Here is a 23,715-nt window from a genome sequence, read left to right as displayed (position 1 = left end):
ACTTTTGACTATTTATTAATTAACGACTGTTCATCACTCCTAGTAGTTCGCTAGGTTGCTGAATTAAATAATCTGGATTTTGCTTGGCTAGTACTTCCGGTGAGTTAAAGCCCCAAGTCACTGCAATCACTTGGATATTTGCTTTTTTTGATGCTTCTATATCTCTAGTTTCATCTCCAACATAAATAACTTCTTGAGGTTTGAGTTGTTTTTGCCTCAAGACATTATTGATGATGGTTGTTTTGCCAAAAATTGTAATTCCTGAGTAGATAAAATCAAATAGGTGATTTAAATCATTGATTGTGAGAAATTGCGTAACATTTTCTTTAGAATTAGAAGTGATGATACCCAATTTATATCCTTTATTTTGGAGTTCTGTTAATGCTTCCTTAATACCCAGAATTGGTTTTAATTCTGGGATTTTGTTTTTTAATTCCCCTTTAACTTGTTTAACTAGAAAAGGGATTTTAAATAGAGAAACTCCTGAGTACTTAATGATTTCCCTAGATGTTAAGTTCTTGAGGAAGGCTAATTGTTCTGGGCTTATTTGTTTATAACCAAAGTCTCCAGCTAAACGATTAGCAATACTTACAAGGGCATCTACTGTATCAGCAATTGTGCCATCAAAATCAAAAATAATTACTTTCTGGGTCATTCTTCTGCCTGGATGCGTCAAGATTAGCTAGGGCGTTGCGTCGTAACATTTCTGGCTTAATCCGCCGCAAGGCAGATGCTGGAAATCGTTTATCCCACTCCCGATCTGAGATTTGGGCTAATTCTAGCAGGTGGGGAGCAATATTCACTGGATTTGGCTGAAACTCCTCAATATCAGTTGTTTGGGCAAAACGTTGATTCCAAGGACAAACATCTTGGCAAATATCGCAACCAGCAACCCAGCCTTGCAAATTAGATGCGATCGCCTCTGGCAATTCTTTGTCCCGATTTTCAATTGTATGATAAGCAATGCAACGATTAGCGTCCACAACAAAAGGCTGAGTAATTGCATCTGTAGGACAAGCTTGAAGACAACGAGTACAGCTACCGCAGTGTTCTGTGTGTGGGCGATCGCTCTCTAATTCTAAATTGGTCAACACTTCTCCCAAAAATACCCAAGAGCCATATTCCCGTGTAATTACATTACCATTCTTAGCAATCCAACCAATTCCAGCAAGTTGAGCCAGCACTTTATCTTGCACCGGGCCAGTATCTGCATAATAAAGAGCTAATACGCCTGGATCAAGTGATTTTAGCCATATAGATAGCTGCTTGAGTTTTCTATGCATCACCTTGTGATAATCCCTTCCCCAACCATAACGGGAAATTTTGGCGTATTCCTCACTTTCAGGACGTTGATGTGGTGTGTAGTAATTCAGCGCTACACACACTAGCGATCGCACCTCTGGCATCACTAAGCGGATATCCTGACGCTTTGGATTCGCCATCCATTTCATATCAGCGTGATAACCCAGTTCAATCCATGCTTGCAACCTCTGCCTTTCTATGGCATTTACCCGATCTACAGCAGTAATTCCAACTTTGTGAAAGCCCAACTCGCTGGCTTTTTCTTTCACCAGACTGCTGCTCGTTACAGAATACTGATTCATTTTTTTATCTGGATTTTGCCCAAATAAAGGCGCTTTTATTATATATGACGTAGTCAATACTTTTAATTAAGATTTGTTAAACGCCCGTTATATAGCCTGTCTGGAACCGCGTAGCAGTTCAAGACTTCCATCGTTAGGAAGATTTATTAATATGTAGCAATCTATCTCAATAGCAGCTTTTTTTTTACTTATTTTTGTATTGAAATTAATATTCAGACACGATAATACAGGTAATTTTATGACCTCTGCTGAATTTATATCGCCAGCCCAGTTTAAAGAAGAATTCCAGATTAAGGGAATTACAGAACCAAGTGTACTGCGTTATTTTGAAACCTTAAATGCAGGAGAATTTGAGGCAACTGCTGCCTTATTTGCGATAGATGGTGTGATGCGTCCGCCATTTGAATCTGATATTGTCGGGACAGATGCGATCGCAGCCTACTTAAAACAAGAAGGTCAAAACATCAAAGCTTACCCGAACACAGGAATAGCCGATACTTTAGACAATGGTGATATCCAAGTCCAGGTAACAGGCAAAGCACAAACTTCGTGGTGTAGTGTCAATGTCTTGTGGCTATTTATTCTCAACCAACAACGGCAAATTTCGTATACTAGAATCAAACTTTTAGCTTCCCCCCAAGAGTTACTTTCTTTACGTCGTGAAAAGTAAATAGCAAATAACTACAAAGGGCAAAGTTTTCAACGAATATTTCTCACCTACTTACACAGGATTTATGGCTTTATTCTGAATTCTGAATTCTGACTCATAAATAGCATGACTTGAGCATGACTTGAAAAATAGTAACTTTTGTCTATTGGACTAATTCTGGTAAAGTAGCTTCTAACTTCAGACAGTTAGCACCATTAACCTGCAACTTGTAATCTACTTTATCCATGAGACGATTCATAATTAGCCAACCATAACCACCTTCTTGCTTTTCCATCGGGTTTGGAGCGTAGTAGTTAGACATATCAAAGCCTTCGCCGTAGTCCCAAATTTCTAGAGCAAAATCCCGGTTTTTCACTTCTAAACGTAGTAAGATGGGTAAATTTGGTTGGTCTTTGTGGGCATGACGGACTGCATTAGAATAGGCTTCCACTAAAGCTAGTCTCAAACGACTTGATTGCCGCGACCAATCTACAGATTCCCCTAGCTGAATTTTTAAACATCCCAACAACCAGTTTTCAACAATATTCAGAAAATTCAAGTCGCTTGGTACATGAAGCTCACTTTTCATGACTTACAAAATCTCCAGTGAAAGTATAGTTTGATCGTCTTCTTGAACGTGATTATCTGCCTGGATGCGAGCTAGCAAATGGTTAAGAGAAAGTGGTTGTTGCTCTTGTTGTAAGAGTTGCCAAAGACCATCTTGATTCAGCATCGAACGGTTCACTGACTCAACCCCAGCCTCAGTTTTTACTGTTGAATCAGGATTATTTGATACCATTGCTTCTGTAATCCCATCGCTGGCTAGTAACAATGTGTCTCCAGCAGCGAGAACCAAGCGACCAGACTGCGCCTGCCACTTAGGCAAAATCCCCAAAGGAACGCTGCGAACTTTCAGGTAATTGGGATTTTCGGCTAAAGCACCTTGCCGTGACCATAATATTGGATAAATATGACCGGCATTAGTGTAGACCAGTTCCTTAGTGGTGGGGGTATAACAAGCTAACACAAGAGTGACAAAATAATTGTTGCTAATTAAATCTTCACTAAGAGCGTGGTTAAGGTTCTGCATAACCACATTCGGCTCTGCTGGCGTCTCTTGAGATAATTCTCGGCGCAAAACTGAAATAATACTAGCCATAAATAAAGCTGCTGGGACGCCCTTGCCAGAAACGTCACCCACTGCCAACCACAAGTCGCCTTTAGGATGGACAAAAACTTCAAAAAAATCGCCTCCTACTTCGCGCGCCGGATAGCAGCAAGCTTGCACCTTCACACCTTTAATGTCAGGTAAACTTTGGCGTAGCAGGTTGTATTGAATTTGGCGAGCCACCTCTAATTCAGTGTGAATCTGCTGTTGCTTTTCTTGGAGGCGTTGGTAGAGTTTTGCTTGAGAGAGGGCTAAGGCTGCTTGTTCGGCAACACCTGCAATTAGTTGGATGTCTTCGTCTTCCCAAGGGCGATCGCGTCCCCATTGGTGGAGGGTCAGCACAGCCAATAAATGCTGATGGTAGCTAAGTGGCACAACTAGGTGGTGACTAGGATTACCGTCATATATATCTTGAGCGAGTTGATAATGACGGGTTTCCAGCACCTTTTCGATTAAAACACTGGAGTCAAATAAGCAATCTGATACATCAGATTTCGGATCGTGGTAGAAAAACTCGTCTTGGGTGAGGCGATCGCCCTCTACTGGTTTGAGCAAGCAACTGGTAGCTTCAAATGTTTCTCCAATAGTTGCGACAATTTTTTGCAGCATACTATCGTAGTCTAAAGATTCCCGAATTGCTGTTGTTACTGCATTAAACAAAGATTCTCGCCGTAGGGCCCGACGCAACTCTTGGGTGCGCTTCTTTACTAGGCGATACGTATCAGTAGCTTGCTCAACTAAGCTTCTCAGCCGTTCTGGATTCCAGGGTTTGGTAATGTACTTGAATACTTGACCAGAGTTAATCGCATCTACCAAATCTTCGACATCAGTAAAACCAGTTAACAAAATCCGAATCGTGTCTGGAAAGCGTTCTACGGTGCGACTAAAAAATTCAGTCCCATTCATTTCTGGCATTCTTTGGTCAGAAATAATTACCGCCATCTCGCCAAATTGATCCAAGATTTCCATAGCACCAAAGGCATGATTGGCTTTATATACTTGAAAATCTCGCCTAAAAGTGCGGTAGAGTAAATCTAGGTTATCTGGCTCATCATCTACCACCATGAGCTTAAGTTTGTCCGTCCCAATCTCAGCCATATTTGACTTTTGTTTTCATATATTTGAATGGTGAGATAGTATGATATTTATCTCACTAATAAATAAGAGAAAATCAGAGAAGCCATTCACTTTGAAAATATAACTTTTCAAAGTTCTGAGTTTCCCTTGATTATCCTCAATTGATCCACACCAAAATTAAATTTATCCAACTAACCCAGAACGCAAGGCGCGGACTGCTGCTTGGGTACGGTCATCGGCACATAGCTTATTCAAAATATTGCGAACGTGAGTTTTAACAGTGCCAACTGTGATATAAAGTCTTTCCGCAATTACTGCATTACTACAACCTTCGACAATCAACTGTAACACTTCCAATTCCCTTTCTGTCAGGGTGTAAGGTTGAATTCCTTCCAGATTCTCAAAAGAATCTGGATTAGGAGCAATAGTCTTGGAATCGACCAAAACCGATTCCAACTTTTGAGGATTTTGTTGCGCTTGTTGTAATACAATCCGAGCGATCGCTGGATCGATCCAGGCGTTGCCATTGTAAGTTACTCGTACTGCTTCCAGCAAATTATCAAATTTGATATCTTTCATACAGTAAGAGTCTGCACCAGCGGCAAAAGCTGCCAACACCGCTTCTTTGTTATCCCGCAACGTCAAAATTAACACTTTTGTAAGTAGCTGCTGGCCATTAGTAGTAGATTTTACCTCCCGTGTTAACTCAATGCCATCTTTATCTGGTAAACCAATATCGACAATGGCAATATCTGGTTGTAGCATTTTTAACATTTTTAGACCCTCAGCAGCATTAGCAGCTTCACCTACAACTTCAATTTCATCCTTTTGCTGTAGTGCTGTACGAATACCCACACGAGTTAGGTCATGGTCTTCAATCAGAGCGATACGAATTTTACTCATAGCCAACTTCAGCCCGTTACACTATAACCATAAAGTCGAGTTTCGTGACATACTCCCACACTAGCTGCAAGCAGTATAGTGGGAGCTTCTATTCCCGGAACCAGAGTTGCGAGTTGAGCGTTTTATACTGAGTGAATATTACACTTTAACAATAAAAGTTGGACTGGTTCAGCCCAAGTACAAGCGCCCAAGATTAATAGACAAAGGAGTGAAATTAATTATGTGTTATCTAAAACCCTTATATATTACGTAGCAGGGCTGCGTATATACATTCTTGTTCACTATTATGTCTATTTAGTTTAATTATGCTTACTCTCGTTGCAGGGCAAAGGGAAATCTCTTTTGCCTAAGTTCTAATATAAAAAAATTTGATAAACTTAACATTCATGCAAAATCTGGTGTGAGTATTACTTAAGAATAGGCTATGTCTAACGGCAATCAAGCATTTTCAGTGTTGGGAATACCAGTTCATGTGATGGCTGACTATCCAGGCTGGTTGTTAGAATGCCTGCACACAGGCAGAGGAACTCATGTCGTAACGCTCAATGCAGAAATGACTATGCAGGCAGAGCGAAATCAATTATTAGCTCACGTGATTAAAAATGCTGAACTGGTGATTCCAGATGGAGCTGGGGTTGTTCTGTATTTACGATGGCTGTTATGGCAAAAAGTGCAGCGGTTTCCAGGGATTGAATTAGCAGAAAAACTTTTGCAAGCACTTGGGCAACAAAAGACAGGGACCAAGATATTTTTCTATGGGGGAGCGCCTGGAGTGGCGGCAAATGCGGCAGATTTTTGGCAGCAGCAAATTCCAGATTTGAATATAGTCGGCACTCACTCAGGCTACCATTCTCCAGAAGAAGAAGCACAATTGCGACAAACTCTGGCTCAATTGCAGCCACAAGTGATTTTTGTTGGTTTGGGAGTGCCACGTCAAGAGTTATGGATTGCCGAAAACCGCCATTTGTGTCCCCAAGCAATTTGGATTGGCGTTGGTGGCAGTTTTGATATTTGGTCGGGAACTAAAACTCGCGCTCCCGCCTGGTTAGGAAATAATAATTTGGAATGGTTGTATCGCCTTTATCAAGAACCTTGGCGCTGGCGGCGGATGTTGGCTTTGCCAGCGTTTGCTGTGAAAGCGTTTGTTTATCGTTTGACAGCAAGGGGTGCAATTAGTTAAGAGTGCTGAGTGCTGAGTGCTGAGTGCAATTAAGTTAAGAGTTATGAATTCTGAATTCTGAGTTCTCAGCGCTGAATTCTGAGTGTTCTTACTTAGTTAGTATTAAAGTCTTGAAAAAATTTTAAATTTTCTTTGTTGAATTTTAAATTCCCAGGCGAAACCTGGGAATCCTTATTTTGGGGAGAATGTCACATTTAAGCAGTCAAACTGTTTGATTGTGGGTATGAGGAAAATTTCACAATGCCAGTATTAACAACTCAAGTTAAGACAGATAAATCCGTTCATGGAGAGGACAGTGAAACTCAACAGCACGGTAGCAATACTACTACAAAAGTACAATTGCAATCTGTAACCAAGACTTATGCTAACGGCACTCACGCCTTATTGAATGCAAACCTTGAGGTAAAAAAGGGAGAATTTCTGTTTATCACGGGGCCAAGTGGTTCTGGTAAATCAACGCTCTTGAAACTGCTGTATGGCCAGGAGCTGCCTACACAGGGAGAAGTAATTGTTGATGAATGTAATGTAGCGGATTTGCGGGGCGATCGCTTGTCATTATTACGGCGACGAATTGGTATTGTGTTTCAAGACTACAAACTCATTAGTCAACGAACAGTAGCAGAAAATGTCACTTTTGTGCTGCAAGCTCAAGGGTATACCCGTAAAGAAATTCAACGACGTTTAGAACCAACTTTAAAGCTGGTAGGTTTGCTGAGTAAAGCTGACTGCTTTCCAGATCAACTTTCTGGAGGAGAGCAACAGCGGGTGAGTATTGCCCGTGCGATCGTTGGTACACCACCCCTACTGTTGGCCGATGAACCTACTGGAAATCTTGATCCAGATAATTCCTGGCAAGTAATCCAGATTCTCCAGAAGTTAAATTCCTTTGGGGCTACGGTCATTGTCACCACCCACGATGAACAATTGGTACGGCGGTGCAATCATCCAGTAGTGCAAGTTCGTAATGGAACGTTGTCTCGAAAATAGTTATTTGTCATTAGTCCTTAGTCATTGGTCATTTGCAAAGGACAAAGGACAAATAACTAATAAACGTGGTGTTTGACTTTTGCTGATACGGGTACGAAAGGTACTGCTGTTTTAAGGGGTAGCACTTGTAGGCGATCGCAGGCTTGTAAACTCTTAAAAGCTGCCTCTCGCACTACAACTTCTTCCTCTCGACTGAGTAGGAGTTGCAAGCATTGGACAATATCTTGCTGCACTGAAGAGTCAACTCGCTTACGACTGATGAATTTACTTAGTTGACCTAGAGCTATCAACCGCTTCAATGGATCTTTTTCTGTTAAATTCATCAACAACCGATCGAGATGGTCTTCTTCTCGATTTTCATAGAAGTTGACAATTTGCCATACCAATAAAATTAAAGTTAACAGGGTTCCCACACCTTGCGCGATCGCACCAGCAGCAATCCAGTGACTGTGAGAGTCCACCCATATTGCCGCTGCCATGTAAGTGCTGACAGTAGCAATACCACCACTGATGACTGCTAAAACTAACCGACGATTTGAACTATTTAAGAAATTACGTATTTTTGACCAGCGCAATTGCCAGTCCCACTCCTGCATTGAGTAAACCAATACCATTACTCCAATGCCGATTAAGAGAGCCAGTAGCAGTTTCCAGTTCCACAACAACATGGCAATGATAATTGTCAGGAACCCAAGAAAGCCCCCAGGGCCAGAGAAACGTTTAAATGTTTGCTGCTTCATGGCTCCCTTTGTCTTGAATTTTGGAAGCGACCAGTTCCAGTTGGGGATTTGGTTGATCAATTGCTGCCAAGAAGACGAAGCCTGTCCCACAGTGTTTACCTACTTAATTACGAAATTACCTATTGTATAAGTTTTACTATGGATGAAGAAAGGATGAAGGCTCAAACCATAAAATGCCCGATTTTATAGACGGATAGTAGACTAATACAGCACAGCGCCAATTAACATACCATTTTCAATCGCTCAGAGCAAGGGCATCTTGTACTTAAGTCTTAATTAAAGACAAAAACGAAAGTTATCAAGGGTGAATTGCCCATCAAAAGTACAAAAGGTAACGCTGTGAATGTTATTTACATTTATAGATAATAAGGTATTGGGGGAAATTGGCGAGTCGGAATTGGCAAGATTAGAGCCTGGTAGTGCAGTTTGAGCGAGTAGTTGCCGATCGCGATCGTAGGCGGAAAGCACTAGCCGTTGCGAACTAGTGACAAAGGCACTAACTGAATTAACTGGACGCAAGAAAGTAGCTTCTAAAAATCCGCTTTTGGGCGCTCCCATTAAGACTATTAGCCCTGAATAGGTTGGAAATGCTGGATTTGATGGCTGTATTGCTAGAGAATTGTGAAAAATGACTCCCCAACGTTCATATTGACGCTCTACTGCTTCAAAACACTTCAAGTCTTCTAAGTCTAAACAAATACAAGTAGGTACAGTAAGTCTAGTAGCATCAAAAACTGGCTCGACCTGACTCCGCCTAGCTGAAGCTTTAATTTCGTTTTGTATATTCAAGTTGTCAAGCGCAAATTTAGCGTCTTCAATCGTTGGTAGTTTATTTAATTGAAGAGTAGCCTGCTTTACCATGACATCCCGCCTTACTATTACTTAGATAAAAATTAAATTATTTATACATCGAAAGCTGTGATTTTTACATATATTAAGTAAAATTAACAGCTTATTAAAATAAGCGTTTTAACTATTTTTGACGTGTTGACACTCAAAATTATTTATCGGTTTTTTGATAGACTACCATAAAAACTTATGCTGGATTCACGCCAGAGCGAGCCTCGCTAGCATGAAAAACCCTTATATAACAGTAATTTCAACGTTCAGTTACTTTATTTTTATGAAAAAAAGCACCAAATCTTTACAAGTAATCCAGTAATTTTATATCTACTTAATCTGACGCTAGCCAGAAGTCTGAGAGTGATTGGTTCGCTGATAATAACAATGAGTGGGGAGTTTGAACTAGACACATGAAGAGTGCTGAGTTAAAAGACTGCCTAGAAGGGACGTTGCTCTTACTAAGTACACAAGTCTTCAGTGCTTGTTAATTTACTCAGCACTGAGTGCGGTAAACATCTAAAGTGACGAAAGGGGAGGCGATAAATTACTGAATCTTCCCTTTGTGTGCCCTGCGTCCCAGGTATTGTGTCTTACTTGTGCCAACGAATCACTACAGTCAACAAAAAAGACTTATGTTTCAACCACTAGGATTTGAACAACGTTCTATAGATACCTCACTAGGTAGAATGGTATATTATACTGCTGCTGGAGCGCCTTGGGAGGATGATGTGACAGCCAAAGACGATCGCGAAACTTTGGTATTCTTGCACGGCTTTGGTGGTGGGTCTTCTGCTTATGAGTGGTCGAAAGTTTATCCGGCTTTTGCGGCTGAATATCGGGTCATTGCGCCAGATTTGCTTGGTTGGGGTAGGTCTGAACATCCAGCACGGAGTTATAATATTGACGATTATTTGACCACGATTCGGGAGTTTTTCGAGCAGACTTGTACTGGACCAGTAACAGCGATCGCTTCTTCTTTAACCGCAGCATTTACAATTCGGGTAGCAGCAGCTCGTCCTAATTTATTCAAGTCTTTAATTCTTACCACCCCCGCCGGACTTTCTGACTTTGGCGAAAACTACTCCCGTAGTTTTTTTGCCCAGTTAGTTAGCGTTCCCATTGTTGATCGTTTACTTTACAGCACTGGAATTGCTACTAGTGGTGGTATTCGCAGCTTCTTAGAACAAAGGCAATTTGCTCAATCGAATCGAGTCTACCAAGAAATTGTAGATGCTTATCTAGAATCTGCCCTACAGCCTAATGCTGAGTATGCAGCACTGTCCTTTGTTCGTGGCGATTTGTGCTTTGACTTATCCCTTTACATTCAACAATTAACCACTCCCACCGCCATTATTTGGGGACAAAAATCAGAATTTACAGGCCCTTCAATTGGTCGCCGCCTTGCTGAAATCAATCCCCAAGCAATCCGATTTTTTCAACAATTAGAAGATGTTGGATTAACACCACAGTTGGAATTGCCAGCAGTGACAATCGGGTTAATTCGCAAATTTTTGCCTTTGCTTAATTAACATGAGTCGTAGAGACCGAGATTGCACTGGGTTCGCCCCGCCGCATTAACGCGTCTCTACATTCTTTTTCACCAGATGTTTAATAAGATTGCTAGAGAAAATTATCAACAAAAGTGATAATACTATTTGTCTTTCAATCTGATATCAATGACAGTTGCATTGAAGTTGTAGTTAAAACCTTCTAACTCAAATGGCATCCCAATTTTCACTTTACTGTTACCTAAAACTGGCCCACTTTCAGTAACTTGGGCTTTGCCATCTAAAGTTAAAAGAAAATCTGTACTGTAATTGTTGCTCTTGGGATCTGGCAGTTCTTTAACAGTGCCATCCGGTTGGAAAACATTGACTGTTCTAGGTAGCTGTTGAATAGATTTAATTTCAATCTGTCCGTAGGGTTGATTGCGGATAATCACATTGGTTTTTCCGCCTTTTTTTAAACCATTGTCAATTAATCTTCCTGGGTCACGTACATTCAAACCACGAACTACTAAGTCGACTTCTATGGGTACTGTTTTTGCACCAACTTGGGCGACAGAACCAGAAGTGCCAGGAAAAACAAAGATGCCAAAGATAACTAGTAGAATTACCAGTAAGGCACCTAAATCTAGAAGATTGATTTTGCCAAACAAGCGACCTTTTGAATCTAAAATAGCCATAAAAAGTTTTCCAAGGTAATAGCGAAGTAATGGATTGTAGCCAGAAAGTTTTCGATGGAAACGGTAATTTTCCCTATTTGGTAATAACTCAAAGTATTCGGGGGTTGCGGTTATGCGACAGTTTATCACGAGTTCGTAATTTCCGAGGCACGGCAGCTAACCCTCAAACTTTTACCAGTTAATACTGACGCACCTAGAAAGTAAAATCTAGTGTTTAAGCCTATCTCTAGAGAGAATCCCTAGCCTCACACAATTCGGTAGATTTGCATCAAGATTATCTGTATGACAACTCCTTTGGTCTTGAATTAAGAATGCAACTTAGAATACTCTAAATCCGTCTTATAATTTGTCCCCTCATTTGATGTTCTTCCGAAATAATCTTCAGAGTGTATTATGTTCAATTGGAAAGGTTTTGCTGCAAATTACCGTGTATGGCGGCGTCGCTGGTTTTATCCCCTAATTTCAGTGGTAGTCGCCTTGAGCCTGTGCCTGAGTACACCTTTGCCTGGAAGAACTTTAGACTTCTTGCCTCTTATATTGCAGGGAGTCCAGGTACTTCAGCTTTCTAATATATCCGATCGCCAGGAAACTGATATTGGCAAACAGATTAATCAGCAAATACTAGGGAGTCAAGTCAGACTTTACCGTAATTCTGAAGTTAATAGCTATGTCGAACAAATCGGTCGGCGTTTAGTGGCTAGTAGCGATCGCCCTAATCTTCCCTTTACGTTCCAAGTCGTTGAAGATGATGCTATTAATGCCTTTGCCACTTTAGGAGGTTATGTATATGTCCATACGGGTTTGCTGAAAGCCGCCGATAATGAAGCGGAACTCGCCAGTGTCATCGCCCATGAAATTGGTCATATTGGCGGGAAACACCTGGTTAAACAGATGCGGCAAAGAGCGATCGCTAGTGGTTTAGCATCAGCAAGTGGTTTAGATCGCAATACGGCTGTGAACATTGGTGTAGAACTTGCCTTGAATCGTCCTCGCAGTCGTCAAGATGAATTTGATGCTGATCAAAGAGGGTTAAGAACTTTGACACGCGCTGGTTATGCCCAGTCTGGGATAGTTTCTTTTATGCAAAAGCTGCTGAAAAAGGGTGGTTCTACGCCGACATTTTTGAGTACTCACCCCGGAACCAGCGATCGCATTGATGCCCTCAGACGTGCAATTAAATCTCAACCTAGTAATGGAAAATATGGCTTGGATAATGCTAGTTATAAAGCTAATATTCGACCATTAGCGAAGTCTTGAGGAAATTGGGATAGAGGAGGCAGTGTTTCGACTCCCTTCGACTACGCTCAGGGCAAGTCGCTCAACAACCAGGTAGGGGGCAGAAGTTCTTTAATTTTGGATTTTTAATTGATTTCTCCCCCTCATTTCAAATATTCCTTAATTCCTATTGCGGCGATCAACTTTAATTTTGGCTGGATCAACTGTACTTACAACCTCTTCTAAAGGCAGGGTACGGATATAGTTTTTAAAGATATTAACTTGATAAACCAACTGATTTGTGACATCTAGTCCAGTCAACCAGCCACTCCGGGGATGATAAGCGCCAGTATCTATGTCTAGCCATCCTTTGCCTTGGGCCAGTTTACCAGGAGCAACACCCGGCAGGGTAAAGGTAATGGTGTGACCGATGATAATTTGCTTATCTGGAAAGTAGGGTTTTTCAATGCTGTGAAATTCCTCTCGTATCCAGCACAGTTCATCGGCAGTTTGTTCTGTCACCGACTTGGAAGGGTCAACACCAGCATGAGTTAACCAAATATCCCCCAAGTCAAGGTATGTAGGCAAAGCTTTTAACCAATCCAGATGGTCATCAGGAATTGGAGCCTCTTGGTAACTGGCCACGGTAGCTTGCCCTCCACCAAACAGCCATGCTTGCATCGTCGAGGAAGAAGTCCTTTCATTGGTCAGAATGTTTAGTAACATCTGCTCATGATTTCCCAACAAACATGAGTAGTTATTTTGCTTGACAAAATTAACTACTTGCGCACTGTGAGGGCCGCGATCGATTAAGTCTCCCAGAAAATAGACTCGATCTTCTGACGTGGGGGCGATCGCCTCCAACAATGTCATTAAACCTTCATAGTGTCCATGCACATCCCCAATTACAATTCGTCTGGGGCTAGTTTCGCTCATTGTCTCTTAGCTGCAATAGTTTTGGCTAATACTTCTGCTACAGTTTACGCTGTCTGGTTTCCGCAATGAAAGGTAAAAATACTGGATAATGTTTATTTTAATTTAATTCTTGTACTAGTAATAAACTTAACTTATTAAATATATACAACGACTATTGTTTTTCAGATATAACTTATAATATCGATGCCTAAGACTAGGTTTTTCTGCTAATTTAAACTACTTAGCCGAGAATTTAGGCTCTTGCCATATTCATCACTTTTAAGTTAGTTCACAATGTCTAATGGTTTTTCTGCTGAAATTAGTTCGCGCATCTGCAAGCACATGAATGACGATCATGCTGATGCTGTAGTTATTTATGCTAAAGCTTTTGGTGGTTTAACAGATGCGATCGCAGCCGAAATGCTGTCAATTGATGCACAGGGTATGGATTTAACAGCGCAAGTCAATGGGGAAACTGTACCAGTTCGCATTCAATTCGATCGTGTTTTAGTAGATGCGGAAGATGCTCATCAAACTTTGATTGCAATGGTGAAGCAGGCGCGGGTAAAGGCTAACTAGGAAATGACAAAATAATTGACACTAAATCTGCGATACATTTAATCACATATTTTTGTACATATAGCAATACTAGATTGGGGAAAGGTGAAAGGTTAAAGGGCAAGGGAAAATACCATACCTTTACCCCCGCCCCTTATCCCCAGAGGGCAGGGTGGTTTCATACGAACAAAGAAAAATACATAGTGAAAAACAAGATCCCCGACTTTGTAAAAGTTGTCGGGGATTTCCGGCTTAGTTAAGCTTAAAGTTAAAGCTGTGTTATCCCTCTTTTGTCACTCTCCGAAAACTTTTGCCATTTCTGAATTCTAGAGCTTTTGTATAGCCTGCGATGTCTACGACGGGCTACGCCTACGCGCGATTATTTTCTAATAACAAATACAAGACTGATTTTTTCTAATATTATAGCTTGTATTGATTGCCTCATCAGGTTTTTAGCGATCGCCCTCCCGGAGAGTGACAGAAGAGGGTTATAGCCGTAGTCACACAGATTAGGACAGTATTGATTGCTCAAAGTTTTGAAACAACTGGGTTTTGACTAAGCACTCAGAACTCAGCACTCAGCACTCAGCACTCACTACTCAGCACTCAGCACTCAGCACTCACTACTCAGCACTCAACTATATGTCGTAATTGCTGTAAATACTCACCCCGCCAGCCGATATATAATCACTTTTCCTTTCCAATTTTCTTCCACAAATACTAGATACTCGCCATTGGAACGCCGAAAAGCGCGAATACCGTAGGGTATATCAATCCAGCCACTTTCGCTGCCAACTTCTGGGCCTGGTTTTAACTGTTTTACTTGCGCTCCCGTCTTGGCATTGTAGACATATACCTCTGCGGTTTTGACTGTCACGGCAAATACATAGTCTCCCGCTACACTGATTGCTGCTGTAGACACTTCACGCTTCCCGGTGCTGTCGTAGGGAATTACAATCCGCCACTTGGGAGTACGATTTCCTTTACTCCAATTGTCAAAACGGGCAATCTCAGATCCAGCAACTCCAGCATCGTCACCAAATGCAGGGTGATCTACCGTAAACCCCGACAAAAACATACTATCTGTTTGGGGGAAATATTCGATCCGCCGCAAGTCGTTAAATATTTTGGGAGTAGTTTGCTTTTCCATCGAACTATAGCTGTAGATGGGGTTGCCTTTAGGATCTATTCCCTGTAAAGGATAGTGTCGAATGCCATCTTCTGTTCGCAAAGCTTTCCAAACATCTCCTTTGCTGTCTACCCACCAGCCGCCAATATGAGGATAATCTTTGCTGCGATCGTATTCGTTCTTTTCAAATTTGCCATTACCGTTGCGATCGCGCCAGATCCATTCTCCTTGTTCTGGTTGATGTGGTGGCCAATTTCCGGCAATAAATGGTAAATCTTTGCCATTAGTACCGACAAACATGCCGGCGGGTATGGCGACTTTACCATCTGTAGCGGGATTAAAACGATATATTTGCAGAAAGCTGTTATACATATCTGTGAGAAACAAAAACGGCTTCCCTTGGATGCGGCGAACAAAGGTTCCATCTGGCGATGTATGCAGACGTGGATCTTGAGGATATTTGAAAGCATTTAAGGTGTAGGCTTTGTAATTCCATTGCTTACCAGCAGCCTTACTGTAATCCATCAGATAGTGTTCTTGTTTAGTAAATAAATCTACACCATCAGTTTTAGGATCGGCATCTGCATTATCGACGAATATCAATCCCAGTGATCGCCACATTAGTTTTCCCGATGGCGAAAATTTCCGCAAATCTGTTCCTGATTTGTTGAAACCATTACTATTTATATAGATATTGCCGGAAGCATCTGTACCAACTCCGGTAAGTCCGTAAAGTTTCAAATCTCGAACTTCACCAGGAACTCCTGCATAGATACCGCCTTTAGAACCAAAACTACTCACCTGCACTGGTTTATCTTTGATCTCATAAGTCAACATTTGCTGACGCGGGCCATTTTCTGCTACTAACAGTTTACCTTGATGATTAATAGCGATCGCTGTTGGTTCAACAATATCTGCAATCTGTTGGGGCAATTGCTTTCCACTTTGGGAATAATGGAGAATTTTAGCAGGCTTACTACCATTTTTACTTTGAATAATCCACAGATTTTTTTGTGGATCAATAGTTATTGCTCCCGGATTAGCAAAGGTAAAGCTGCGGAGTTCCTTCATCGTCTCAGTATCATAAACACGAATCTGGTTAGCTGCAAAATCACTCACATACAACTCGTTTTCCACAGTTGCTAATCCAGTCACTTCACTTTTAGTACTGGTAATCAGCATACTTTTATCCCAGCCACGTCCATTCGGAAACGCCGCAGGTTTTCCTGATAAATCATAGCGTCTAACGCTATACCAAGTTGTTCCTTCTGGTGGATAATCTTCTTTTGTATCGCCCCTCGAACCTTGAGTCATGGCAATGTAAACATATTTGCTATTTGCGGTTACAGCTTTGCCACCGCCACGACTCCAGCCGTGAGTATCTTCAAGGGCAGCAATAACCTTACCATCTTTATATATTCCTGCCTCCATTGCCGCCTCATCCCAATGGCTGTTAGTATAAACTGTGCCATCACGAGCAACATACATTGCCTCAATATTGTTTTGTACCCGCAGATTTCCACTGCCAATAGTATTACCTATCCACGATGTTTTGTAGTTAAACGTGGGTGTTTTAGTATTGTTTTTTACCTGTGAATTTGCACTGTCAATAGTGTTACTTATTGACGATGCTTTGTATGTAATTGTCGGTGTTTCTGTTGTTGTCCAGTCTGTTGTAATTCCAATGCTAGTAACAATGACTGCAACAGTCATACTGAGTAAAAAATTGAAAGTTTTACTTCTTTGTAAATATCTAGTCTTAGATAATTTTTTTACTTTCTGATTGAGTTCATGACGAAGTTTTACTAACTTCGTTAGTAATTTATTTATCATATATTTTTCATCTTTTAATTATTTATATACAATTACCTTTTATGAAATCCGCAAAAAAGATAACTGTTTTTAAATTTACTAATATACAGTTGTTTGAAGCAAGATATCTGATTACATATCAATAAAGACCTATCAGGATTAAAAATGTACTATTTATATAAGCTTTATCAAAATCACATTATTGTATAAAATGCCGAACAACAATCTCAAAAGTAATTATTATTGCTTTTTTAGTGTGATTCTTGATACAAGTTTAGTTGCTTGATAGTGTTTTTTCCTTGATATATCTAGCATCCAGCTTGTTTGCTCGTGGGTAGAGTAGATATGTAGCAAGTGTTATTTAGTTAATAAAAATACAGGGTTAAATTCATTATTGACGTTGGGATATAAATAGTTTATAAATTGGTGTTCCGTAAAAAACTCTTATTAGTAATGTGTATTCCAAAATTATAGTGATTCGGGTTTGGATACAACACGCTGTAGGGGCACACAGGTATGTGTCCCTACTGTTTTAATATATTTATAGGATAAATATCGATGGAAGGTAATAAAGAAAGAAGTTTTAATTCAGCATCTGCATCTATTCTCACCCTTGGATTAGGCTGGTTTCCCAAAAGTCCCGGAGGGCTAGAAAGGTATATTTATGAACTAACTCATAAATTAGCTGCAAATCAAGATCGGATTGAATTATGCGGAGTCGGTTTACCAGAAACTGAATTAAATTCGCCGATCAAGCTGACTAACTTGGCGAGTCCCAATAGTGCTATTTGGCAAAGATTATGGTCGATTCGCACGAATTTTCAGAAAACAAGAACCAGTAAACCAGATGCTATTAATTTGCACTTTGCATTATATAGCTTTCCGATTTTAGATATTTTACCAAAGGGAGTACCAGTTACTTTTAACTTTCATGGCCCTTGGGCTTCTGAAAGTCAGCAGGAAGTTGTTAACAAAAACCTCAGTCTTTTAATCAAACACTGGCTAATAGAACAAAACACTTATAATCGCTGCGATCGCTTTATTGTTTTGAGCAAAGCATTTGGTAAAATTTTACATGATAAATATCAAGTCCCGTGGAGTAAAATTAATGTTATTCCCGGTGGAGTTGATATTAATCGGTTTCAACCAAATTTATCACCCCAGGAGGCTTGTGCAAAGCTAGGCTGGCCTAATAATCGCCGGATTATATTTACATCACGCCGTTTAGTACATCGAACCGGAGTTGACAAATTATTGCAAGCTCTGGCTATAATTAAGCCCAGAATACCAGATGTTTGGCTAGCGATCGCAGGTCGTGGTCACATCCAAGCTGCACTACAACAACAGGCTATAGAATTAGGACTAGCTGACAACGTTAAATTTTTAGGTTTTCTGCCTGATGAGCAATTACCTATAGCTTATCAAGCGGCTGAATTGACTATTATGCCTAGTCAATCTTTTGAAGGATTTGGATTAGTAATAGTTGAGTCTCTAGCCTGTGGTACTCCTGTTTTATGTACTCCCGTTGGGGGAATGCCAGAAATTTTATCAGAATTTTCACCCGATTTCATTACTACTTCAACAGAAGCCTCAGACATTGCTGAAAAATTAGAACAAGCACTTTTGGGAAATATCCCTATACCTTCACGAGAAGCCTGTCGCCAGTACGCCACCACACATTACAACTGGAATCAAATTGCCCAGCAAGTACGGAATGTTTTATTAGCTTAAACAAGTAATTTTAATAAATTCTAGGGGCACTACATGAGCCAAATTAGGTAAAATAGAGGTTTAATGAAAATACTTTTCTTAGATCAAAGCGGTAAACCAGGCGGTGCCGAATTATGTTTAATAGATATTGCTAAACCTTATGGCGATCGCGCTTTAGTAGGTTTATTTGTAGATGGATCGTTTAAAGATTTACTACGACAAAATCATATTCCAGTAGAAGTTCTTGCAACCCAAGCAATCCAAGTTCGCAAAGAAAGCAGTTTGCTACAAGGATTCAAGAGTTTGGGACAACTTGCACCTTTGATTACTAAAGTAGTTAAAAAAGCGCGTGAATACGATTTAATCTATGCCAACACCCAAAAAGCATTAGTTGTTGGAGCGTTGGCAAGTTTTTTCAGTCGTCGCCCTCTGGTTTATCATTTACATGATATTCTTTCCAAAGAACATTTTAGCCAAACTAATCTTCGCATTGCTGTTAACTTAGCTAATCGTTTTGCATCATTAGTAATTGCTAATTCTCAAGCTAGTCAAACAGCCTTCGTACAAGCAGGAGGACACCCAGATATCATCGAAGTTGTCTATAACGGCTTTAATCCAAAAAATTATCAAACTGATGAGTCTGACATTCAGAAATTACAGCAACAGTTAAAATTAGAAGGAAAATTTGTCGTTGGACACTTTAGCCGTCTTGCACCTTGGAAAGGGCAGCATATTTTAATTGATGCCCTTGCTAAATGTCCGCATAATGTGATGGCAATTTTAGTGGGTGATGCACTGTTTGGCGAACAAGATTATGTCCAAAAGTTACACCAACAAGTTAGTGAACTAGGATTAGAAAACCGCGTCAAATTTTTAGGATTTCGTTCTGATATTCCCCAGTTAATGGCAGCTTGTGACTTGGTGGCACATACCTCTACTTCGCCAGAACCTTTTGGTAGAGTTATTGTAGAGGCAATGCTATGTGGAAAACCTGTAGTTGCAGCCAAAGCTGGAGGTGCAATCGAATTAGTAAAACATGGACTTAATGGTTTTTTAGTGACACCAGGACAACCCCAGGAACTTGCACAAGTAATTATCACCTGTCTTCAGGAAACGGAAATAACTGCAACTATAGCTAGTAACGCGAGAATTACGGCTAGTCAGCGTTTTGATGCTGCAATTATTAATCAGCAAATTGCCCAACTGCTGTCTCATATCATGTCCGCTTAAATAGACATAATACCCGTGCTAACCCCACCCGGCTAAAGCGTAGCTTTCACTCCCTTACTCGCCTGCGGAAGGCAGGGTAGTTTCATACGAAAAAAGAAAAATACATAAGCCTTGATTTCTTGTTTTGTAGCATGGCTTTTTACCCCACTTCCATTCCTCTCTCCGTTTCGGGGAGAGGCTTTGAAACCCGATTTTAGTTTTCTCTGCTTGTATGAAACCACCCTGCTTACTCGCCTGCGGAAGGGTGCTTTGATGATTGATACATGGGCATAATATTAAAAATTAGTACAGCCTTGCACAAGTTTGCAGCGAATCGAATTTAAAAACTTTGCTTGACTGTGCGAGTATCTACACCAAGTTGCTCCATTTAGCAATGAGGTATGTCATATAATAAATGGTGTAATTAAGAATACTTCTATAACTGATACAACAGAAATATATTCAACAATCTACTGCGACTTTCAACTACCCACATTTGGTAGACAAAAAGATTTTGCAGACCATAGCGAGGTGTGATTAAAACACATTAACACCAAATCAAACAGATAAGGAAGACAAATTTATGACTTCAAGTATAACTTACACTTACGATGCTGCTGGCAATGTGATATCTGAAAGGATAGACAACAACAGTGATGGGATAATAGACTCAGTTATTACCTACCGCTATAACCAGACATCCTTTAGCCGTGATGACAATGGCGACAGCATAGTTGATTATGTCGAAACCTCTACTTATGATGCCAATGGCAAGTTGACATCCTCTAGCCGTGACAGCAACAATGATGGCATAGTTGATTATGTCGAAACCTCTACTTATGATGCCAACGGCAAGTTGACATCCTTTAGCCGTGACAGCAACAATGATGGCATAGTTGATTATGTCGAAACCTCTACTTATGATGCCAACGGCAAGTTGACATCCTTTAGCCGTGATGACAATGGCGACGGCATAGTTGATTATATCTCAACCTCTACTTATGATGCCAACGGCAAGTTGATATCCTTTAGCAGTGATGACAATAGCGACGGCATATTTGATTATGTCGAAACCTCTATTTATGATGCCAACGGCAAGGTGACATCCTCTAGCAGTGACAGCAACAATGATGGCATAGTTGATTATATCTCAACCTCTACTTATGATGCCAACGGCAAGTTGATATCCTTTAGTATTGACAGCAACAACGATGGCATAATTGATTCTGTCGATACCTATACTTATGATGCCAACGGCAACCAGACATCCAGTAGACTTGACACGGACAACGATGGCATAGTTGATTATATCTCAACCTCTACTTATGATGCCAACGGCAACCAGACATACTTTAGCCGTGACGACAATGGCGACGGCATAGTTGATTATATCTCAACCTCTACTTATGATACCAACGGCAACCAGACATCCAATAGCCGTGACAGCAACAACGATGGCATCGTTGATTATGTCGAAACCTCTACTTATAATGCCAACGGCAAGTTGACATCCTCTAGCGTTGACAGCAACAATGATGGCATAGTTGATAGAGTCGAAACCTCTACTTATGATGCCAACGGCAAGTTGACATCCATTAGCCTTGACAGGAACAACGATGGCATAGTTGATGAGGTCTCAACCTATATTTATGATGCCAGCGGCAAGTTGAGATCCTTGAGCATTGACAGCAACAACAATGGCACAGTTGTTAATAGATATACCTATATTTATGATGCCAACGGCAAGTTGACATCCTCTAGCAGTGACCGCAACGAGGATGGCATAGCTGATTATGCCGAAACCTCTACTTATGATGCCAACGGCAACTTGACATCCTCTAGCACTGACAGCAACAACGATGGCATAGTTGATTATGTCGAAACCTATACTTATGGACGCGCATCTGCCAGTTATGACTTCAATAACGATGGTGTAACTGATGCAGTTGGCATCTACAGCTACGATTTTAGCGGCAAGCTGATTTCACAGAAGATTGACAACAATAATGATGGTATCTTTGATCAAGTGACTGCCCTAAGTTACGACGCTAACACCAGACTAGCTGCACAGCTAGCTGACCTGAATAATGATGGCATCGCTGAGGAGATTACCACTTACAACTATGATACCAATGGCAAATTAACTACCGCAGATATTGACAGCAACAGTGATGGCACTACTGATACAGTTGCCACTTATCTGTATGATACCAATGGTCAACTGATCAGCAAGACCACTACACAAGGAATTGTGCCAAACCAAACCTTAAATGGTGGCAATGGTGCAGACACGCTCACTGGTGCGGCTGGTAATGATCAAATTAAAGGCAAAAAAGATAATGATAAACTGCTTGGATTAGCCGGAAATGACAAACTAATTGGTGGTCAGGGTAATGACATCCTCAATGGTGGCGGTGGGCGTGATATCCTCATAGGAGATTGTGGCGCTGATAAATTTGTGTTTAACAGCTTGAGTGATTCGCTGCTGTCTGGCTTTGATCGAATTACTGACTTGAAAATCGGTGAAGATAAAATTGATGGGCTGTATGCAGTTGACGCTGCTAATTTAGTTCAACTTGGCACTGTTACCCTACTGAATCTATCAGATGTACAACAGATATTGACTGCAACTGCTTTTGTGGCTAAAGGTGCGGCAACTTTTACCCTCGGTACAGGCAATAAGGGGCAGACTTTTTTGGCACTCAACGATAACAATAATGGATTCTCTGCCCTCACGGATGCTGTGATTGAGATTAGTGGCTACAAAGGTAACTTGACTAATTTAGCAGTTGTCTAATCAAACTACGCTTGGGGTGTGACTATAAACCAACTAATTCACGAGATTCAAAATCAGAAAGTTGTTGAGCGATCGCTAATCTTGCTTCCAACTTAGCTACACTAAACTGGTTACGCAGATATTCCAAATGGGCGATCGCATTTGCTTTATCGACAGTTAATCGAATTTGGGTGTCTATTGCCTTTTGATATTCCTGATTTACAAGCAGCACCTCAAAGCGGCGAGCCTTGCGTTGAGCATCATTTTTCAAATCCATCTCAAAGGCGGCGGTGCGATCTGCATTGCCTTCAAATCGGTTAACTTGGTGCTGCACTGCCATCAACTGAGAATCTATTTCATTAGCCCGTTGGGCAGCTTGTGCGATCGCAGCTGGATAATGACTCAGTTGCATCATTTAATAATTTTCCTCTTAGGTCAATAATGTAGTATTTAAGTATAAGACCAACCCTTGAATCCATTTACCAAAAGGCTGTCACAGAGCAGTTTTACACTTAACTCAGCTTGCTGGAAGCTATATATATATTATAGTCCAAATGTATTGAATTACAAGAGGAAAAGCGATGCTTGAAGTGCAGGGATGCCAATTATTTCCCACTAATTATTTACAGTCATTTTCCTAAAAATTAGCAAAAATAAAGTTCAAATAAACTATCAAAAATTTTAAATTTAAACCTCATTTATCTTTATACAGGGTATCTCAGGTAAATGAAGTACACGGGTATGGGCACAACATATTGTGCCCCTACGATTATCTGTACCTCACCAAGTTTTTCAACTTAGCTTTAGACAAAGGAGTGAAAATGAATGTAGATTGCCATTCATTTTTGAAGATGTCTTTTGAATAACATCAATTAATTTTGCCTTTGAAGATTAAGTCCGCTCATATAGCCATGAATTATTTAGCCGTCAGACTTCAGTCTGCGGCTAAGAAAGTAAGCCTGGTTATGCAGGCTTTTTATTTTCTGCTAAATTCTGCACTTTATATCAATTTACATTGAAGCTGCATAGAAAAGAGCTTCAAGAATAAAGTCATA

Annotated in this window: 20 protein-coding genes; 9 read left to right on the top strand and 11 right to left on the bottom strand. The window is 40.6% G+C overall.

What is annotated here, in order from left to right; translation table 11 throughout:
• Positions 1 to 19: 19 nt before the first annotated feature.
• Positions 20 to 655: an HAD-IA family hydrolase gene (locus RMY27_RS04625; protein WP_322660858.1), complete on the bottom strand. Its 636-nt coding sequence runs from the start codon at positions 653 to 655 to the stop codon at positions 20 to 22.
• Positions 630 to 1,604: a tRNA epoxyqueuosine(34) reductase QueG gene (gene queG, locus RMY27_RS04620; RefSeq protein ID WP_322660856.1), complete on the bottom strand. Its 975-nt coding sequence runs from the start codon at positions 1,602 to 1,604 to the stop codon at positions 630 to 632. The genes RMY27_RS04625 and queG overlap by 26 nt, the downstream gene beginning before the upstream one ends.
• Before the next feature lie 238 nt (positions 1,605 to 1,842).
• Here queG and RMY27_RS04615 point away from each other — a divergent pair, with 238 nt between their 5' ends.
• Positions 1,843 to 2,274, top strand: coding sequence for a ketosteroid isomerase family protein (locus RMY27_RS04615; protein ID WP_322660854.1), 432 nt, complete (start codon positions 1,843 to 1,845; stop codon positions 2,272 to 2,274).
• A 142-nt stretch (positions 2,275 to 2,416) separates the two neighbouring features.
• Here the strand turns inward: RMY27_RS04615 and RMY27_RS04610 are convergent, their stop codons facing one another.
• From RMY27_RS04610 to RMY27_RS04600, 3 genes are all read right to left on the bottom strand, one after another.
• A complete protein-coding gene (locus RMY27_RS04610) occupies positions 2,417 to 2,842 on the bottom strand; it encodes an anti-sigma regulatory factor (protein WP_322660852.1) in 426 nt (141 codons plus the stop codon).
• A gap of 3 nt (positions 2,843 to 2,845) precedes the next feature.
• Positions 2,846 to 4,519, bottom strand: coding sequence for a SpoIIE family protein phosphatase (locus RMY27_RS04605; RefSeq protein ID WP_322660850.1), 1,674 nt, complete (start codon positions 4,517 to 4,519; stop codon positions 2,846 to 2,848).
• A 162-nt stretch (positions 4,520 to 4,681) separates the two neighbouring features.
• Complete coding sequence (locus RMY27_RS04600) at positions 4,682 to 5,401, bottom strand: response regulator transcription factor (protein ID WP_322660848.1); 720 nt, start codon at positions 5,399 to 5,401, stop codon at positions 4,682 to 4,684.
• 424 nt (positions 5,402 to 5,825) lie between these two features.
• Between RMY27_RS04600 and RMY27_RS04595 the strand changes: the two genes are divergently transcribed.
• Together RMY27_RS04595 and ftsE are read left to right on the top strand one after the other, a co-directional pair.
• Positions 5,826 to 6,581, top strand: coding sequence for a WecB/TagA/CpsF family glycosyltransferase (locus tag RMY27_RS04595; RefSeq protein ID WP_322660846.1), 756 nt, complete (start codon positions 5,826 to 5,828; stop codon positions 6,579 to 6,581).
• 240 nt (positions 6,582 to 6,821) lie between these two features.
• Positions 6,822 to 7,568 carry a cell division ATP-binding protein FtsE gene (gene ftsE / locus RMY27_RS04590; protein ID WP_322660844.1) on the top strand — a complete coding sequence of 249 codons (747 nt, stop codon included), beginning with the start codon at positions 6,822 to 6,824 and terminating at the stop codon, positions 7,566 to 7,568.
• A gap of 56 nt (positions 7,569 to 7,624) precedes the next feature.
• Here ftsE and RMY27_RS04585 read toward each other — a convergent pair whose 3' ends face one another.
• Together RMY27_RS04585 and RMY27_RS04580 are read right to left on the bottom strand one after the other, a co-directional pair.
• Positions 7,625 to 8,398, bottom strand: coding sequence for an armadillo-type fold-containing protein (locus RMY27_RS04585; protein WP_322660843.1), 774 nt, complete (start codon positions 8,396 to 8,398; stop codon positions 7,625 to 7,627).
• A gap of 186 nt (positions 8,399 to 8,584) precedes the next feature.
• Positions 8,585 to 9,169 (bottom strand): hypothetical protein, encoded by a 585-nt coding sequence (locus tag RMY27_RS04580; RefSeq protein WP_322660842.1) that lies wholly within the window; start codon positions 9,167 to 9,169, stop codon positions 8,585 to 8,587.
• 614 nt (positions 9,170 to 9,783) lie between these two features.
• On the opposite strand from RMY27_RS04580, the gene RMY27_RS04575 reads away from it, so the two are divergent.
• Positions 9,784 to 10,680, top strand: a complete 897-nt coding sequence (locus RMY27_RS04575; RefSeq protein WP_322660840.1) for an alpha/beta hydrolase — start codon at positions 9,784 to 9,786, stop codon at positions 10,678 to 10,680.
• Positions 10,681 to 10,802: 122 nt separating this feature from the next.
• On the opposite strand, the gene RMY27_RS04570 is transcribed toward RMY27_RS04575, so the two are convergent.
• Positions 10,803 to 11,336, bottom strand: coding sequence for a DUF4330 domain-containing protein (locus tag RMY27_RS04570; protein WP_322660839.1), 534 nt, complete (start codon positions 11,334 to 11,336; stop codon positions 10,803 to 10,805).
• A 393-nt stretch (positions 11,337 to 11,729) separates the two neighbouring features.
• On the opposite strand from RMY27_RS04570, the gene RMY27_RS04565 reads away from it, so the two are divergent.
• Complete coding sequence (locus RMY27_RS04565) at positions 11,730 to 12,593, top strand: M48 family metallopeptidase (RefSeq protein WP_322660837.1); 864 nt, start codon at positions 11,730 to 11,732, stop codon at positions 12,591 to 12,593.
• 138 nt (positions 12,594 to 12,731) lie between these two features.
• On the opposite strand, the gene RMY27_RS04560 is transcribed toward RMY27_RS04565, so the two are convergent.
• Positions 12,732 to 13,487 (bottom strand): metallophosphoesterase family protein, encoded by a 756-nt coding sequence (locus RMY27_RS04560; RefSeq protein ID WP_322660836.1) that lies wholly within the window; start codon positions 13,485 to 13,487, stop codon positions 12,732 to 12,734.
• Between the two features lie 273 nt (positions 13,488 to 13,760).
• Here RMY27_RS04560 and RMY27_RS04555 point away from each other — a divergent pair, with 273 nt between their 5' ends.
• Positions 13,761 to 14,045 carry a DUF2470 domain-containing protein gene (locus RMY27_RS04555; RefSeq protein WP_322660834.1) on the top strand — a complete coding sequence of 95 codons (285 nt, stop codon included), beginning with the start codon at positions 13,761 to 13,763 and terminating at the stop codon, positions 14,043 to 14,045.
• Between the two features lie 643 nt (positions 14,046 to 14,688).
• On the opposite strand, the gene RMY27_RS04550 is transcribed toward RMY27_RS04555, so the two are convergent.
• Entirely contained in the window at positions 14,689 to 16,986 is a 2,298-nt protein-coding gene (locus RMY27_RS04550; protein WP_322660832.1) for a hypothetical protein, read from the bottom strand.
• A 537-nt stretch (positions 16,987 to 17,523) separates the two neighbouring features.
• On the opposite strand from RMY27_RS04550, the gene RMY27_RS04545 reads away from it, so the two are divergent.
• From RMY27_RS04545 to RMY27_RS04535, 3 genes are all read left to right on the top strand, one after another.
• Positions 17,524 to 18,696: a glycosyltransferase family 4 protein gene (locus tag RMY27_RS04545; RefSeq protein WP_322660830.1), complete on the top strand. Its 1,173-nt coding sequence runs from the start codon at positions 17,524 to 17,526 to the stop codon at positions 18,694 to 18,696.
• 63 nt (positions 18,697 to 18,759) lie between these two features.
• A complete protein-coding gene (locus RMY27_RS04540; RefSeq protein WP_322660828.1) occupies positions 18,760 to 19,905 on the top strand; it encodes a glycosyltransferase family 4 protein in 1,146 nt (381 codons plus the stop codon).
• Between the two features lie 562 nt (positions 19,906 to 20,467).
• The gene (locus RMY27_RS04535) at positions 20,468 to 22,681 is read left to right on the top strand and encodes a bluetail domain-containing putative surface protein (RefSeq protein WP_322660826.1); all 2,214 of its coding nucleotides are present in this window, start codon (positions 20,468 to 20,470) and stop codon (positions 22,679 to 22,681) included.
• A 22-nt stretch (positions 22,682 to 22,703) separates the two neighbouring features.
• Here RMY27_RS04535 and RMY27_RS04530 read toward each other — a convergent pair whose 3' ends face one another.
• Complete coding sequence (locus tag RMY27_RS04530) at positions 22,704 to 23,075, bottom strand: hypothetical protein (protein ID WP_104909380.1); 372 nt, start codon at positions 23,073 to 23,075, stop codon at positions 22,704 to 22,706.
• Positions 23,076 to 23,715 lie beyond the last annotated feature (640 nt).

The organism is Nostoc sp. DedQUE09 (assembly GCF_034530915.1).
Lineage (GTDB): Bacteria > Cyanobacteriota > Cyanobacteriia > Cyanobacteriales > Nostocaceae > Nostoc.
Note: the sequence above shows the minus strand (reverse complement) of the source record. Positions and strands in the feature narration are given on the sequence as shown.